The sequence below is a fragment of the Microtetraspora malaysiensis genome (genome assembly GCF_001528665.1).
Taxonomy (GTDB): domain Bacteria; phylum Actinomycetota; class Actinomycetes; order Streptosporangiales; family Streptosporangiaceae; genus Microtetraspora_A; species Microtetraspora_A malaysiensis.
The window spans coordinates 27,529-43,079 of sequence record NZ_BBYJ01000006.1 but is presented as its reverse complement, the minus strand read 5'-3'; the positions used below and the strand labels follow the sequence as shown (position 1 = coordinate 43,079).

11 protein-coding genes are annotated in these 15,551 nt (G+C 70.7%); 5 read left to right on the top strand and 6 right to left on the bottom strand.

Going from position 1 to position 15,551, the window contains the following annotated elements; genetic code table 11:
- Positions 1-322 precede the first annotated feature (322 nt).
- The 3 genes from AWQ71_RS05630 to AWQ71_RS05620 all read right to left on the bottom strand — a co-directional run bounded on the left by AWQ71_RS05630 (position 323) and on the right by AWQ71_RS05620 (position 7,141).
- A complete protein-coding gene (locus AWQ71_RS05630; RefSeq protein ID WP_067127809.1) occupies positions 323-1,213 on the bottom strand; it encodes a MurR/RpiR family transcriptional regulator in 891 nt (296 codons plus the stop codon).
- Positions 1,214-1,456: 243 nt separating this feature from the next.
- Positions 1,457-2,872, bottom strand: coding sequence for a M14 family zinc carboxypeptidase (locus tag AWQ71_RS05625; protein WP_169806516.1), 1,416 nt, complete (start codon positions 2,870-2,872; stop codon positions 1,457-1,459).
- A gap of 1,689 nt (positions 2,873-4,561) precedes the next feature.
- Entirely contained in the window at positions 4,562-7,141 is a 2,580-nt protein-coding gene (locus tag AWQ71_RS05620) for a penicillin acylase family protein (RefSeq protein ID WP_084258604.1), read from the bottom strand.
- A gap of 110 nt (positions 7,142-7,251) precedes the next feature.
- Between AWQ71_RS05620 and AWQ71_RS05615 the strand changes: the two genes are divergently transcribed.
- Positions 7,252-8,361, top strand: a complete 1,110-nt coding sequence (locus tag AWQ71_RS05615; protein ID WP_084258603.1) for an endonuclease/exonuclease/phosphatase family protein — start codon at positions 7,252-7,254, stop codon at positions 8,359-8,361.
- On the opposite strand, the gene AWQ71_RS05610 is transcribed toward AWQ71_RS05615, so the two are convergent.
- Positions 8,342-8,983, bottom strand: a complete 642-nt coding sequence (locus tag AWQ71_RS05610) for a flavin reductase family protein (RefSeq protein ID WP_067127800.1) — start codon at positions 8,981-8,983, stop codon at positions 8,342-8,344. The genes AWQ71_RS05615 and AWQ71_RS05610 overlap by 20 nt on opposite strands.
- A 74-nt stretch (positions 8,984-9,057) precedes the next feature.
- On the bottom strand, positions 9,058-9,603 hold the full coding sequence (locus AWQ71_RS05605) for a DUF1349 domain-containing protein (RefSeq protein ID WP_067127797.1): 546 nt from the start codon (positions 9,601-9,603) through the stop codon (positions 9,058-9,060).
- Positions 9,604-9,978: 375 nt separating this feature from the next.
- On the opposite strand from AWQ71_RS05605, the gene AWQ71_RS05600 reads away from it, so the two are divergent.
- The 3 genes from AWQ71_RS05600 to AWQ71_RS05590 all read left to right on the top strand — a co-directional run bounded on the left by AWQ71_RS05600 (position 9,979) and on the right by AWQ71_RS05590 (position 12,974).
- The gene (locus tag AWQ71_RS05600; RefSeq protein ID WP_067127794.1) at positions 9,979-10,752 is read left to right on the top strand and encodes an RlpA-like double-psi beta-barrel domain-containing protein; all 774 of its coding nucleotides are present in this window, start codon (positions 9,979-9,981) and stop codon (positions 10,750-10,752) included.
- 43 nt (positions 10,753-10,795) lie between these two features.
- Positions 10,796-11,116 (top strand): GroES family chaperonin, encoded by a 321-nt coding sequence (locus AWQ71_RS05595; protein ID WP_067127791.1) that lies wholly within the window; start codon positions 10,796-10,798, stop codon positions 11,114-11,116.
- Between the two features lie 226 nt (positions 11,117-11,342).
- The gene (locus tag AWQ71_RS05590) at positions 11,343-12,974 is read left to right on the top strand and encodes a serine/threonine protein kinase (protein WP_067127789.1); all 1,632 of its coding nucleotides are present in this window, start codon (positions 11,343-11,345) and stop codon (positions 12,972-12,974) included.
- Between the two features lie 67 nt (positions 12,975-13,041).
- Here the strand turns inward: AWQ71_RS05590 and AWQ71_RS05585 are convergent, their stop codons facing one another.
- On the bottom strand, positions 13,042-14,730 hold the full coding sequence (locus AWQ71_RS05585; protein ID WP_067127786.1) for an FAD-dependent monooxygenase: 1,689 nt from the start codon (positions 14,728-14,730) through the stop codon (positions 13,042-13,044).
- 89 nt (positions 14,731-14,819) lie between these two features.
- On the opposite strand from AWQ71_RS05585, the gene AWQ71_RS05580 reads away from it, so the two are divergent.
- Positions 14,820-15,542 carry a TetR/AcrR family transcriptional regulator C-terminal domain-containing protein gene (locus tag AWQ71_RS05580; protein ID WP_067128822.1) on the top strand — a complete coding sequence of 241 codons (723 nt, stop codon included), beginning with the start codon at positions 14,820-14,822 and terminating at the stop codon, positions 15,540-15,542.
- Positions 15,543-15,551 lie beyond the last annotated feature (9 nt).

Below are 15,551 nucleotides of genomic sequence, written 5' to 3'. Positions count from 1 at the left end.
CTGGGAGCACGCCACCCCGTTGGATGAAGCCAGGGGCGCTCAGACTCCTGACGTCCTGCTTGCGAAGACGCATGCTGATCTGGATCGACCTGGGTCCCTGTCGGCTGAGCCGTTGATCGCATTCCCCGCGGCTCCCCTTGGTCATCCTTGTTCACCGCGGGTACGCGAACCCGGCTCTGCCCGAGCAGCCGTGCAACCCGGCCGCGCCCCTCGCCGAGCGCGGACTCACTTGGGCGTGTTGACCTACACCCGCTGACCGCGCACTGTCGAACTCGCCGCCCCCGTCCGCCGCCGCACAGCTCCGGTGTGAGAAAGGGAACGTTCAGTACGGCAGGAAGATCTGGCGTTCCGTGGCGCTGTCGTCGAAGGCTTCGAGCTGGGCCTGCCCTTCGGCGGCGAGGGTGTCCAGCATGGTGTGCAGCAGCGCCGTGCACAGAACCGTGGGACCTGCGTGGGAGTCGAACGCGAAATCCGAGCTCACCGGTGCGAGCAGGACCTCGTCCGCGAGGTCGGTGAGCCGGCCGACCGGTTGATCGGTGATGAGGGCGACCTTCAGCCCCACGCGCCGCGCCCATATGAGCCCCTGGGCCAGCTCGCGCGGGTAGCGCGGCAATCCGATGGCAAGCACCCACTCGGCTCCGGCTTCGGCCGCCCGGCTCAGCCGGTCCTCCAGGGGCGACCCCGCGACGTCCAGTACCCGTACGTCCGGGAGCACCTTTTCGGCGAGGTAGCCGAACAGGTGCGCAAGCGGGGCGGAGATCCGCAGTCCCACCACCAGGAGCGGACGCGACCTGGCCAGGTGAGCGGCCACCTGCCGAAGCTTACTGAGATCCCCGAGACCGTCCCGCAGCCGCTCGAGGTCGCGGATCTCGGAGTTCACCAGTTCCTGGATCTCGTTGAGGCCCTCGGCGGGCAGCGCTCGTTGCGGGCCGCCGAACACCGACGAGCGGAGCGCGTCCCGGAACTCGGGGAACCCCCTGAACCCGAGCGCGGCGGCGAAGCGGGTGACCGACGGCTGGCTGACTCCGACGCGCTCGGCGATGTCGGTGCTGGTGAAGAAGACGGCCTCTTGCGCGTGGTCGAGCAGGTAGCGCGCGATCCGGCGCTGCGACGGGGAGAGCCGGTGGTCGCCCAGGAGCGAGCGCAGGTTCGCGGAGATCCGCGCCGCGTCCGGCACAGCGAACGGCCGGCCGGTCTCCCTGGCGTGCCCCATCCTCGACCACTTCCCTTCTCCATGGAGTGACAGACCCAGCGACAGTCTCACCGCCCGGCGGGCGACGCCATCGGAATGGTCAAGTGACTTCATGGGGCGTGAAGTTCCCGTGTGCCTACAACGTCGCCGGGTTTCTGCCGGCTCATACACCTGCGGGCAGCCGCCGGCGTTCGTTCGTCTCATACGCCGCCGGGCGGCCCCTGGAGGGACCGCCCGGCTCATCGGGTGCGTGGTGACGTCCGCCTAGTTCTTCGGGCCGTTGCCGTTGAAGCGGGTCTTGCACTCCTGCAGTCGCACATCGACCTTCTCGCCCCTGTCGACGGTGACGTGCACCGTCTCGAGGACCTCGCCGGTCGGCCGGGCGCAGGTGAGCATCCAGCTCTCCTTGAGGAACTTTCCAGGGCCGGTGGCGACGACGCCGGTCTCGGTGTAGGCCGGGACCGGCCGCACCGACGGGTTGACGTGCCAGGTGAACTTGCCGTTGGTCGGAGTGATCAGGCGGGACTCCAGGTGGGTCGGAACCGCGATGGGCGGGTCGATGACGCTGCCCGCCTGCTTGATCGGCGCCGTCCACAGGTCGAAGTCCTTCGTGATCGTGAGGACCGCGCCCTTCGGCCCCTGGCCCGTGATCACGGAGTGTCCCGCCGGGTCCGCCGCGTACTCCAGGGCCACCATGAACGCCTCACGGTTCGACTTGCCCTCGTAGCGACCGGTGCCCAGGTAGTCCTCGATCACCTCGGGGTAGGTGTTGTTGGTCGACTGGGTCTTCATGATCTCGAACGTGAACCCGAGGCCGCGGGTGGCGTAGTAGGACCAGTCCGGGGTCTCGCCGGTCGTCTCGTAGTCGAACCCCGACTTCATGCCCGTGTAGCCGTTCTTGGCCGCCATCGCGTCGGTCAGGGCGGCGTAGGCGGCCTCGTCCGGGGCGTCGCCCGCGCGCTGCTCCAGCGGCGGGCGGAGGAGGGTGTGACCAGAGGTGTGGTTCGTGATCAGGACGGTGACCTGGTTGGCCGAGGTCAGGTCCATGATGTTCTGGATCTCCGGCTCGGAGCCCGGCCCGGGGCCGCGGGTCGTCGCGTTGGAACCCGCGTTGCTGCCCCAGCCGAAGGGGTAGTTGCGGTTGATGTCGACCCCGGCGCTGCTGGCGCACGTCGGCGAGACGCCGCAGCTGGTCCGCCGGTTGAGCATGAACCCGTCCACGTTGACGACCGGGACGAAGATGACTCGTGCCTGGTCGAGCAGGCGCGTGATCCGCGGGTCCTTCCCGTCGTTGTTGATCAGGTCGTAGGCGAACTCCAACGTGTGCTCACCCGAGGGCCACTCGTTCCCGTGGTGCATGCCCATCATGAACAGGACCGGCTTGCCGTCGGAGGCGTCGACGTCGTGCGTCACCTCGATGCCGTACACCTCGCGGCCCTGGCGGGTCTTGTGCGGCAAGGTGATGTGCTTGACGAGCCCGGGGTGCTGGGTGCTCAACGCGAGCATCTCGTCGTTGTAGTCCGTGATCGCCCGGTACGTGGTGCGACCGCTGGGCAGAGCCGCCGCCTGCGCCGCCAGTTCCTGGACGGCCGCCGCGGGGTCGGCCGACTCGGCGAAGCCGGCCGTGGCCGCCGGAATGCTGAGACTTCCGAGCAATCCGACGCCCAACGCAAGCGTCAAAACGCGTTTCCCGGCGCTTGGAGTCGTGGGCGGCTGCGAGCCTCGTGAAGACATGGGGGGACCTTTCTAGCTGCAGACGAACTGGAAACAGAAACGCGTCCATTTATTCGAGCTGCTCTTTGGGGAGTGCTCCTGGACGCCCCCGATCGGCCGTTGACTGCAAATTTTCAGGTAGTCTCTGCGATGAATGCATACCTGTCAACCCTCAGTTTCTCCGCACACGCGCGGAAGGCCGACGGTGATGGGTGCTTTACAGCGAGGAGCCCCGGGGTGGATCGGGCCGAAACAAATTGGCGCGCCACCGGACCGGTGAGTCCCGGCGGCCGGGCGTCGCTCGCGCGCCCAGGTCGGAGGGGATATCGCGGGCCGCTCGGTGCAGGATCGCGGGGCGGCCGTGCCTACGCGTCGGATGCGCCGGACTCCGGCCGGGGAGAGGAGCCGGGCGCCGCCCGGGCGCCGGTGTCCCGAGGGTGGGTCCCGGGCCGGCCCAGCCGTTGGCCGTATGGCCGCTGAGCTGCGCACTCTCCGCGTTAAGCCTGGTCACAGGCCTCCTGTCAGGCCCGGAAGATCCATGTGGTCGTGGGAGACCCCAGGCCGGGTGAACCGCCGCGAGATCTGGCTTCCCGGCAGTCGCTCCTCGTCCATTTCGGATCGCGTGCGCCGTGCCGATATGCACGATGAAACGCCGCAGTGTGAACGACGGTTTCCTGGCCGTAGTATTCGGAGAAGATGCCCTGGAACGATCGCATGTCGTCGAGTGGATCGAATCAGATCGAATATTGCTTCATTCATTGCAGGCTTTGTCGTTTGCTCGATTTCGACCTGACGATGTGACTTCATAATCTCGCGGGCAGAATGGCCCCGATTCGGAACGCGATCGGCAGGGGTCGCGTGCGGACGGACCGCCATTGGCCGAATGGTGCTTTCGACGGACTCATCGGCGAGTTGACGGATTCACGGGATGCGCCGAACCGGTCAACGGGATGATGTGAGAGAAAGCCAGTCACCGTGACCCGAATGTGCGACGCCGCGATATCCCGCTCCGGACTTCGCTCACGCGGGCGAGCGACTCTGACGCGGTTCTCCGTCGCCTCGTGCCGGGCCCCGGGCGCCGCCTCTCGCGTATCGGCTCGTCGGTCTCGCGGCAACTGGTGACGCCAGGTACGGGCCACGGTCCGGCGGCGCTGCCCGTACCCGATGAGCCGACGGCGTCCGTCATGTGATTGGCGGGTGCGGCGGCGTGACGGAGTTTCCGGCGGTGCTGGAAACGGGATTCGAGACGGGAGAAAAGAGCGACGCATGACAACTCCGGTGAAATCACCCCCGGGTAGCCGGATACGCGATACAGCTGTGGCGTACGGTGACGGACGCGCACAACCGCCGACCGTTCGGGAACAGCGCGAAGGTTCCCCAGAAGGTCCCTTGACCGTTTGTTTGGGAGTGGCCGCTCAATCCCCGGAAACGGGTCGGCTCATGCCCTGGAATGTTTGTACGTCATGAAAGTCCCTTGCATGGCAGTTCGGGCGGGGATGAGGGCCAATGGGCGGTGCGGCGGTGTCACCGTGGGCCTTCGCCGTACAGGTTCGCTGCGACTCCGGTGCCACGGTTCGCGCACGCGGACGCGGTGAGCGCGCGGCCTGACCCGTACCGGCCAGGCACGGCGAGGAGCTGCAAGCTCGGCCCTTCACTTCAGGGCCGAGAAGCTGACGGGATCAGCGTGAGGGTGTCCACCGCCTCCCGGCGTACGCCCTGCTCGGTGAAGGGCCAGGCGGTCAGGCGGCCGTCGGCCCACAGCTCCGCCTGGTCGTCGTAGTTCGAGTGGAAGGCGTGCCCCGAGGCCCCGGTCAGGTTGATCCAGCGCGAACGGTCGAGGTCCGCGAGGTCGACGACCATCCGCATCGAGGGGACCCAGACGACCTCGTAGCCGCTGTCGCTGTCCCAGCCGGTCGCGTCGACCGCGTCCTTGCCGCCCGCGAGGTGCAGCGGGCCGCGGTTGAACAGCCACTCGACCGGGCCGATGCCGGAGGTGCCGAACGTCTCGTTGGTCAGCTCCAGGGTGTGCAGGTCGCCCCAGCGCCAGGCGTCCGGGTCGTCGCCGAGCCGCTCCCTCAGGTCGGCCCCGGCGTCCTTGATCGCCGCCGCCAGGATGTCGTCGCGGGTCTCCGTCACGTCCTTCGTGCGCACGTCGTCCCACCAGGGCGAGTCCGGCTCGTCGAGCAGCTTCGCGACGATCTCGAACCACCGGTCGCCGCCGCCCGGCCGTACGCTTTCCGGCAGCTCGTCGTCGAACGTCCGCATGAGCAGGTGCCGCCAGATCGCGTTGTGGTACGCGGCCGCGGCGGAGTCCCGGGTCTGGGTGAAGTCCCACCCCTTCAGCAGCCGGGTGTCCCCTCCCCCGATCCGCAGCAGGTGCGGGACGAGCACCTCGGCGAGGCCGTTGCGCGAGTCCATCTGGATGTCCCGCATCGTGTCCGCGGTGATCTTGCCCGCGCCGATGGCCTGCGTGATCCGGTCCACGATCCGCTGCGAGCGGTAGCCGTACGACCAGTCCGTCGTGAGGAACGGGCCGTAGTCGGGCTTGATCGCGGCGTTGTTCGCGGTGACGATGAAGCCCTCGGGCGGGTTGTACGCGTACGGAAGCTGCTCGAACGGGATATAACCGGTCCACTCCTGCGCGCCGGTCCACCCCGCGGCCGGCCACGTGCCGTCGCCGTCGGCGCGGACCGGGATCTTGCCCGGCGCCTGGTAGCCGATGTTGCCCTCCAGGTCGGCGTAGATCAGGTTCTGGGCGGGGGCCTCGAACTTCGCCGCCGCCGCGCGGAACTGCTCCCAGTTCTCCGCCCGGTTCAGCATGAAGATCGCGTCACCGGTACGGCCGGGGTCGAGCGCGGTCCAGCGCAACGCCACGGCCATCCCCTTGTCGATCTTGCCGAGCTTGGCGGCGGCGCCCGGCAACGCCTCCCCGGCGTCCCCGAGGACCTCCGAGATGATCGGCCCGTGCGCGGTCGAGCGCACCGGCAGCTCCACCGTCTTCCCGCCCGCGACCTTGATCTGCTCGACCCGTGTCTGCAGCGGAACCTGCGAGCCCTTCACCTCGTACGTGTCGCCCTGCACGCGCTCGACGTACAGGTCGGTGACGTCGGGCCCGAGGTTGGTGAACCCCCAGGCGATCTTGCTGTTGTGCCCGATGATCACTCCGGGGACGCCGGAGAAGGTGTAGCCGCTGACGTCGTAGGGACAGGCCGGCCCGCGGGTACGGCAGTGCAGCCCGGCCTGGTACCAGATCGACGGCATCCGGGGCCCGAGGTGCGGGTCGTTGGCCAGCAGCGGCTTGCCGCTTTCGGTGTACTTGCCGCTGACCACCCACGAGTTCGAGCCGATGCCCGCCTGATCGCCGCCGGACGTGCCGAGCAGGTTGGGGACGGCGTCGAGCACCTTCGCGACGCGGGCGAGCGCCTCGGTCGCGGGCGGCTGGGCGGGCTGGGCCGGGGTTCCGGTGGTGGGCTTCTCGTCCGCGTCCTGGCTGAACTTGCCGTCGCGTACGGCTCCTCTGGTCACGATCGGCTGGTGCCGGTCGAAGGGATAGCCGGGGAAGAGCTCCTCCACTCGCTCCAGCGGAAGCGCGGACGCGTCGATCGCGCGCTCGATCTCCGTACCCATGTTGGAACGCAGGTCCCAGGCCAGGGCCTTGAGCCAGGAGAGGGAGTCGGCGGGGGTCCACGGCTCCGGTTCGTACGAGCGGTTGGTCAGGGCGAGCACGCCGTACTCCAGGCTCCGGGCCGCGAACCCCTGGTTCTGCTCCATCCAGGCGTTCACGCCGGCCGCGTAGTCCTCCAGAGCTTTGCGCGCCTCCGGCTCGAGCAGCTCGATCTCTTTCTCCGCCGTACGGCGCCAGCCGAGCGTGCGCACCACCTTGTCGATGTCGAGCGTGGACGACCCGAACAGCTCGGAGAGGCGGCCCGCCGTGGTCTTGCGGCGGAAGTCCATCTCCCAGAAGCGGTCCTGGGCGTGGACGTAGCCCTGCGCCGTGAAGAGGTCGGCCGAGGTGTCGGCGTAGATCTGCGGGACGCCGTACCGGTCGCGCAGGACGCTGACGTCCGCCGCCAGGCCGGGCAGCCTGATCTCACCGTCCACCTGGGGGAACGACCGCCGCACGGTCCACGTGACCACGCCCGCGAGCACGAGCGCGAGGACCAGCAGAACGGTCAAAACACGGAGCAGCCATCGGATCGGCCAAGGGAACCGAGCATAGGGGGCGAGCCTGACCATCAACCGACCTTTCCTCTGGAACGCGCAACACAGTATGGAGGTCCGGCACATAAGATCAATCCCTGCCTTCCTCCGCGGTCGCTCGCTCAGGTACGGGAGAGTGCGTTCAGATGTCCGATCCGCGATCTGCCGAGGCCCTTCCGGGAGACCAGGCGAAGCCGCTGCCGCCGGCCCTCCCGGCCGAGTCGACGCCCACGTCCGGGGCGGCCCGCCCGAGCGACGCGACGCCCGATCCGCGCTCCGGGCGCCGGCGGACACGGCGGCGGCGGGCCGGCGTCCTCGTCTGGGCGTCGATCGCGCCCTTCGCGGCGTGGGCCGCGCTCCGGCTGATCCCCGCGGACGTGCACTTCGAGTGGATCCGCGCCGTGGCGTTCACGCCCTACGTGGCGCTCGCCTCGGCGGCCCTTCCGCTGCTCACACTGCTGACGCGCCGATGGGCCGCCCTCGTGGTGAGCCTGGCCGTGGCCGCCACGCTCGCGGCCTGCGTGCTGCCCCGCGCCGTCCCGGGCGGCGACCCGCCCGCCGCCGGTCCCCGGCTGAGAGTCCTGTCCGCCAACCTCAAGAAGGGGGCGGTCCCGCCGGAGAAGCTCGTCGCCCTCGTACGGGAGCTCCGTCCCGACGTGCTGACCCTGCAGGAGCTCACCCCCTCGGCCGCCACGGGCCTGCGCGCGGCCGGGATCGACGCGCTGCTGCCGTACAACGTGGACGTGTCCGAACCCGGCGCGCACGGGTCGGGGATCTACAGCCGCCACCCGGTCGCTCCGGGCCGGCACATCCGGTTCGGCGACTTCCGGCAGGGGGTGGCGACGGTACGCGTGCCCGGCGCTCCCGAGGTCGCGGTGGTCTCCGTCCATCCCTGCGCGCCCCGGTACGCGGCGAAGGCCCCCTGCTGGGCGGAGGGGCTGGCGGCCCTGCCCCTGCCCGCGCCCGGCGGTCCGGTGCGGATCCTCGCCGGGGACTTCAACGCCACCCTCGATCACGCCCGGATGCGCCGTCTGCTGGACGCCGGCTATCGGGACGCGGCCGCCACGACGGGCAACGGCCTGGCCGCCACCTGGCCGTACGAGCCGTGGCGCTTCAACGGGTGGAGCATCCCTCCGGTCACGCTGGACCACATCCTCGTCGCTCCTGACGTGGCGACCTGGTCCTTCGGCGTCCGCCCGCTCCCGCGTACGGATCACCGCGCGGTGTTCGCCGAGCTCACGCTCCCCGCGCGCTGAGCAGCGCCGTCTCCGAGTGGGCCGTCTCCGAGCGGAAGGTGTGCCCGAGCTCCCGTCCGAGGCCGAAGTAGTGCCGGAAGTTGTAGATCAGCGGGCTCCAGGCCGCGGGGTCGACGTGCTGGGTGCCCGGCACGACGATGCGCGGATCCGCGTGTACGCGCAGCACGTGGGCCTCGATCACCCGGAACTCGCCGGTCACGTCGGGCTGGACCCGCGCGGCCCGCGCCTCCAGCTGGATCGGGCAGCTCGCCACCCGGGGCGGCCGTACCGTCTCCGACGGCTCGGGACGCAGCCCCGCCGCCTCGAACTTGGCCGGTTCGTACCGGAAGGCGCCCTGCTTGTGCGCGGGGACGGGGTCGCGGCCGGTGAGCGGGGCCAGGCGTTCCACCGCCGGCCATTGCGCCGGCTCGGGGAGGTTGATCACCAGGTCGGGACGGGTGGCGAGGTTGTGCGCGGTCTGGCTGTCCTTCCCGAGACCGAGCACGATCACCTGCCCCAGCGCCCAGGCGGAGGACATGGGTGCGAGGTTGAAGGAGCCGTCCTCGTTCTCGGTGGACAGCAGGGCGACCGGCGTCCCGAAGTAGAGGACGCTCGGCGTGATCGTCAGATGGTCGGTCGTCATGGGCGTCAACGTAGGCGGCCGACGCTTCGGCGGACGCCGCACTGTTACGCGGTGCGGCGGCCGGCGCGGGAGGCTCAGGTGAGGGACACCGGTCCGAACCGGGTCTCGAAGCCCTTCCCGGTCGGAGCGGCGCACATCACTCCGGCGAACGCGGGGACGTCCGGCGGGAAGTAGGCGAGACGCAGCATCCGCTCCGGCGCCGCGCCGTCGAGCCCGTAGCGCACGGTCACGGTGTCGCCGGTCCGTTCGAGGTCGACGGTGACCGAGCGGAAGCCGTCCGGCGCCGCGACCACGGACCAGTCCGACCAGCCCCGCGTGACGACGGCGCTGACCAGCGGCGCGCCGTCGACCAGCTCGACCCCCGCCTTGATCCAGTTCTCCTCGTCGATCCGGAGGGCGACCCCCGCCTGGTCGTACTGCTCGCTCCAGTCGAGCTCGAAGGTGGCGGTGATCCGCAGGTCGCCGTTCATGACCCGCCCGAAGATGTGGCCGTTGTCGTGCGTGAAGCCGTAGTGGGTCTTCTGCCAGAAATCGGTGCCGGGGTCGGCCACGACACGGAGTGCCTCTCCCGCCGCCCAGTCGCGGGGCTCGTTGATCCATTCCCAGCCCGTGTACGGCATGACCGCTCCTTCGTCCGAGTGGACTCGATCATGCCAGGAAGGCGCTCTTCGAGGCGGAACTCGCAAAGGAAGATCTACCTCCGATTTGTGCTGGTTTGTCCGCTTTACCTCCTGATTGCCTATACTCGTGCCACGCAAAGCCCTCTTGCGAACTTAATCCCCAAATATCGCAATGCCGTCGCAAATCTCCTGAGATGACGTGTCCCTCCGTCCCCCCGGAGTCCCCCCAGTCCCCACCCCGCCGGGCCTCTGCTTTGGCCTGCCCGGAACCAGGTCCGCCGTCGATCCCCCGATGGCGGCCCGCACGTCCTCTCGCGGCGGCGCTCTTCCCCGGCCCCCTCCGGGTCCGAGTCGCGATCCAGCGAAAGGATGCCCATGCAGAAGCGAGCCCGCCAGGCGATCGTCACCGTGACCGCTGGTCTCACGCTCATCGGGAGCGTGACAGCCGCCGCAGTGGTGATGTCGCCGGGCCAGGGCGCCGACAGGGCGCATATCGCCCAGTCGCCGTCCGCTGCCGAGACCTCCTCGACCCCCCAGGCCGATCCGTCCGCTGAGAGCCGGAGCACCGGCGAGTCCGGCACCGAGACCGGCACCGAGACCGGGACCGAGACCGGCGGCGCGAGCACCGCGGCCCCCATCACGACCGGTGAGGTCACCGCCGCCCAGGCGGATCAGCCGGTGAAGTTCGTTCCGAGCGAGACGAGCGCCGCCACCGCCACCGAGACCACGACCCCCAAGGCCACGGCCCCCAAGGCCACGACCGCCGAGAGTGCCAAGACGGCCAAGGCCAAGCCGAAGCTCCCCTCCGGCAAGTCCACCGCCACCTCCTTCTGGGACGCGCAGACCGCCTCCGGCAGGCCGATGCGCTACGAGACCCTCGCCAGCCCGTACTGGCCCCTCGGCACCAAGGTCAAGATCACCTACAACGGCAAGAGCGCGATCGGCGTGGTGGAGGACTTCGGCCCCGCCGAATGGGCCGTCAGGCAGCACGACATCCCCGCGATCCTCGACCTGTCGGAGAAGATGATGGCCGACCTGACCGGCGTCCGCTCCAACAGCGTCCACGTGAACTTCGAAGTCCTCAAGTGGGGCACCGGGCGGGTCTACCGGACCTCCGGCACCGGCTACAAGCTGGCCATGGGCCGATAGGCGCACTTCACTCCCGATGCTCGAGCCCGCGTAAACTGCGAGAGTGGCTGACCCCAAATTCGAGATCCAGATGCTCCACGACCGCGTCATGGTCAAGGCGGACCCCGAGACCGAAGAGCGGCGGAGCAACGCGGGCATCGTCATCCCGGCCACCGTCAAGATGGCCAACCGGCTCGTCTGGGGCGAGGTCTGCGGCGTCGGAGCCAACGCCCGGGCGGTGAAGGTCGGCGACAAGGTGCTGTTCAACCCCGAGGAGCAGTCCGAAGTCGACGTCCAGGGCCAGGTCTACCTCGTGATGCGTGAGCGGGATCTGCACGCCGTGGCGACCCCGCAGACCGACCACGGCACCGGTCTCTACCTCTGACCTCCTCCGCGCGTCACCCGGCATCGTCCTCCGCCGGCGGGCGCCGACGCCGGCCACCGGCCGAAGTCCCCTGACCAACCGGAAGGCGGGGCGCCTGGCGCCCCGCCTTCCGCCGTCTTCCCCTCCCCTCGGCCGCCCCTTTTCCCGCGTTCGTGCAGCCGGGCCCTTCGCCCGTACGGCAGGACCGATCTAAGGTAAAGCGGGGGCAAAAAGGGGAGGGTTCGGCGTGGAGAAGCCGCTGCTTCCGGACGACCCGCGCGAGGTCGGCGGATACGCGCTGCAGTCCCGGCTCGGCGCGGGAGGTCAGGGAGTCGTCTACCTGGGCCGCGCGCCCGACGGGACGAACGTCGCGGTCAAGGTCCTGCACCGGGGATGGGCCGGCGGCGAGAGTCGCGGGCGGCTCGTCCGCGAGATCAGCGCCGCCCGCCGGGTGGCGCCCTTCTGCGTCGCGCAGGTCCTCGACGCCGACGTGGACGCCGACCTTCCGTACATCGTGAGCGAGTACGTCGAGGGCCCCTCGCTCCAGCAGTCCGGACCGCGATCGGGGACGGCGCTGCACCGGCTGGCCGTCTCGACCGCGACCGCCCTGGCGGCCGTCCACGAGGCCGGGGTCGTGCACCGCGACTTCAAGCCCGCCAACGTCCTGCTCGGCTCGGACGGTCCCCGGGTCATCGACTTCGGGATCGCCCGGCACCTGGACGCGACCACGAGAAGCAGCGGCCTGGTCGGCACCCCCTCCTACATGTCCCCCGAGCAGATCGGGGGAGCCACGGCGACACCGGCGAGCGACGTGTTCGCGTGGGGGTGCGTGATCGTGTTCGCCGCCACCGGGCGGCCGCCCTTCGGCGACGACTCCGTACCCGCCGTGATCAACCGGGTGATGAACCGCGAACCCGACCTCGGCGATCTGGCCGAGCCGCTGCGGTCGATCGTCACGGACGCGCTGCGCAAGGATCCCGCGCAGCGCCCGTCCATCCTCGACATCCAGATGCGGCTGCTCGGCCGATCGGCCGAGGAGAACGTGCCCACGGCGGACGCATCGCCACCCGCCACGGCCGCCACGCCGTCCGCCACCCCGCTGCCGCTCCCCCGGGCGCACGCGGAGCCGTCTTCCGCTCCTTCGGGCACCGCGCCGGGGCCCGACTCCCGGCAGCGGGGAGCCGGCGACGGCCGCGTCACCGTCCCACCCGCCGGTACGCACGACGGCGCGGTCACCGCGCCCGGCGGGTACGGCGCGCGCCGCCGGAACGCGCTGCTCGCCGGTACGGGAGCGGCCGCGCTCGCCGTGGCCGTGGTGGCGGGCGTGCTGCTCTGGCCGGGCGCGGGGAACGGGGACTCCCGCGAACCCACCGGCGGCGGGGACGGGACGACCGCACTCGGCCCGACGGGGCGGGAGATCCTCGACACGACCGGCTCTCCGACGCCGCACGCTCCCTCCGCCTCCGCCGATCCGCCGCTCCCGTCTCCGGGAACCTCCCCCACGTCCGAATCCGGATCGGGGGGCAAGCACGCGAACGAATTCCCGGCGAGCTACGCGGGAGTATGGCGCGGCCAGGTCAACTACGACCCCGGCGCGCACGACCGGCTGGTGCTGACCATAAAGAAAGGAAGCCGGACCGCCACGGAGCAGTTCCTGGACTACCGCTGCACCGGCACGTCCGAGCTCACCGAGATCACCGACGCGACCGCACGGCTCGAACGGAAGAGCATGCGCGGCAACTGCGTACGCAACGGCGAGATCTTCCTCACGCTCAACGACGACGGCACGCTCGGCTTCGAGTACGCCGGACACGGCGAGAACAAGGTGACGAAGGACTCGCCGTTCTTCATGCACGCCACGCTGACGCGCGACCGCTGATGTCCTGCGCCTGAAATCCGTCCGCTGATTCGGCGTCGCGCCATGTGCGCGGCTCCCCGGCCGATGGTCAGGGTCGCGCGGCGCGCGGATCGGGTTCGGCGGTCCCCTTGGTTCCGCCCGCGACCGTCCGGCCGTCGCGGGCGAGCACCTGGGTGAGTACGCGGGTGAGGTCGTCGGCGGGGGCGGCGGGCAGGGCGGGCACGCGCCAGGCGACGAACTGGTCGGGCCGCACCAGCAGCGCGCCGTCCTCGGCGATCCCGGCACTGCCGGGCCACCGTCCCTCCGGGTCCGTTATGGCGGCGCCGGGAGCGATCGTGCACACGGCGAGTTCGACGCCGAGACGGTCCGCCGCCTCCCGCGCCGCCCGCGTCCACGGGTCGCCGCCGGATCCGGTCAGCAGGGTGAACCGGGATCGCACCAGGTCGAGCGTGGAGATCCGCCGTCCGTCCTGCTCGACCCAGACGTGCGGGAGCCGGGAGCCCGGCGCTCCGTCCAGGGCGAGTTCGACGTTCTCGGTGGAGGGCGGTTCCAGTCGCGGGTCGATCACCGCGACGGAGTCGTAGCGGTATCCCAGGTGGACCACCGGTGCGTTGACGACGCCGGCCGCCTCCCGCGCCGCCACGGCCCGCGGGCCGTCCTCCCAGTGCAGCCACGGGTCGGCCAGCCGCCGCAGCGCCTGCTCCAGCGCGAAGGCCGCCGTGGGGCGTCGCTCGGCCTCGTAGCTGTCGAGCAGGGCGGGGCCGGCGTGGCCGGCGAGCACCGCGGCCAGCTTCCACGCGAGGTTGTGCGCGTCGGCGATGCCGGTGTTCAGGCCGAACGCGCCCAGGGGTGGGACCACGTGTGCCGCGTCGCCCACCAGGAACACCCGTCCGGCGCGGAAGCGGTCGGCGAGCAGCCCCCGGGGCCGCCACGGCAGCGTGCTGAGCACCTCCACGTCGAGACTCGGGTCGCCCACCGCGGCCCGGATCAGGTAGCGGCAGCGTTCGGGGGTGAAGTCCTCTGCCGTCTGGCCCGCGTCCGGCGTGTAGCCGACGTGGAAGATCCATTCCTTCGCGCCGTCCACGGTCATCAGCATGCCGGGCGAGTCCGGGTTGGTGATGTCGCAGGTGGCGAAGGACCGCCCGTGCGTGTACGGGCTCAGGTCGGCCCTGAACAGGATGTTCACCTTCGGGTCGCCGAGCACTCCCGGGCCCGACGTGCCCACGCCGAGCGCGGTCCGCACGTCGCTGCGCACGCCGTCGGCGGCGACGAGGTAGTCCGCACGGACGTTCTCGTGGCCGTCGAGGACCGCGGTGACGCCGTCGGCGTCCTGTCGCAAGGACCGCAGCCGGGCGGAGTAGCGCACCGTCGCGCCGCGCTCGCGTGCCGCCGGCAGCAGCACCGAGTCGAGCCGGTGCTGCGGGCAGACACCCCGGATCACCCCCGGGCTGGCCTGCCCGGCTCCCGACCCGGTTCGGGTCGGCCCGCCCCTCGGCGGCATGGACGAAGAGGCCGACGCCAGCGTTGTGGCGGAGATCTTGCCGAGGGCACCGGCGGTCATGTCGACGGCGACCGCGTTGACCGCCTCCTGGAGCCCCGCCTGCCGGAGGATCTCCATGGTTCGGGGGCCGAGGCCAGTGGCCCGCGGGTGGATGGACGGCCCCGCCTGGCTCTCCACCACCAGGGCCGGGACGCCGTGGTGGGCCAGGAACAGCGCCGTGGTCAGGCCGACGGTGCCGCCGCCGACGATCAGGACGGGGACTCGGGTCTCCGGCATGACAACTCCTCTATGGATACGGTGTTCGCAAACGGCTACACCGTAGCCACTACGGTACGCTGTTCGCAACGATCGCGAGGAGGATGGCGATGGCCGATTCGGCGAAAGAGCCCGCACACGTCCTGGTGTGGAGCAAAGAACGACGTGCCCCACGCCGGCAGGCCCCGAGCGTCGAGCAGATCGTCCGGGCCGCGATCGCGATCGCCGACGCCGAGGGGCTGGCCGCGCTGTCGATGCGCCGCGTCGCCGCCGACCTCGACTCGGGCACAGCCTCCCTCTACCGGTACGTGGCCGGCCGTGACGAGCTGCTGGACCTGATGATCGACGCGGTCGAGGGCGAGACCGGTCCGCCGCCGCTGTCCGGCGACTGGCGGGCCGACCTCACCGGCGTCGCCCGCCACGTCCGGGCCACATTGCTGCGCCACCCGTGGCTCAGCTCCGAGCTCACCGGCCGCCCGGCTCTCGGCGCGAACTCACTGCGCCAGCAGGACGTCGCACTGACCGCCGCCTCCGCGCTCACCCCCGACATCACGCTCGCCGCCAACGTGGTCGACACGGTCCGGGCGTACGTTTTCGGCGCGGTGGCCCGGGACCTGGCCGAGGAGCAGGCGCAGCGGCGCTCCGGCCTGACCGAGGATCAGTGGCGGGAGAGCGTGGCCCCCTACATCCGCGAGGTCATCGACAGCGGCGCCTATCCGCAGTTCGCCCGCAGGGTCGCCGAAGCCGAGGACGCCGCCCCCGAGGAGCGCTTCGAGTTCGGCCTCGCGTGCGTGCTCGACGGGATCGCGGCCAGGGCGGACGCCGCCTCCTGACGCCGAGGC

Coding starts and splice junctions, on each gene's coding strand:
- AWQ71_RS05630 (WP_067127809.1), bottom strand. CDS start 1,213: ATGGGGCACGCCAGGGAGACCGGCCGGCCGTTCGCTGTGCCGGACGCG.
- AWQ71_RS05620 (WP_084258604.1), bottom strand. CDS start 7,141: ATGGTCAGGCTCGCCCCCTATGCTCGGTTCCCTTGGCCGATCCGATGG.
- AWQ71_RS05615 (WP_084258603.1), top strand. CDS start 7,252: ATGTCCGATCCGCGATCTGCCGAGGCCCTTCCGGGAGACCAGGCGAAG.
- AWQ71_RS05610 (WP_067127800.1), bottom strand. CDS start 8,983: ATGACGACCGACCATCTGACGATCACGCCGAGCGTCCTCTACTTCGGG.
- AWQ71_RS05605 (WP_067127797.1), bottom strand. CDS start 9,603: ATGCCGTACACGGGCTGGGAATGGATCAACGAGCCCCGCGACTGGGCG.
- AWQ71_RS05600 (WP_067127794.1), top strand. CDS start 9,979: ATGCAGAAGCGAGCCCGCCAGGCGATCGTCACCGTGACCGCTGGTCTC.
- AWQ71_RS05585 (WP_067127786.1), bottom strand. CDS start 14,730: ATGCCGGAGACCCGAGTCCCCGTCCTGATCGTCGGCGGCGGCACCGTC.
- AWQ71_RS05580 (WP_067128822.1), top strand. CDS start 14,820: ATGGCCGATTCGGCGAAAGAGCCCGCACACGTCCTGGTGTGGAGCAAA.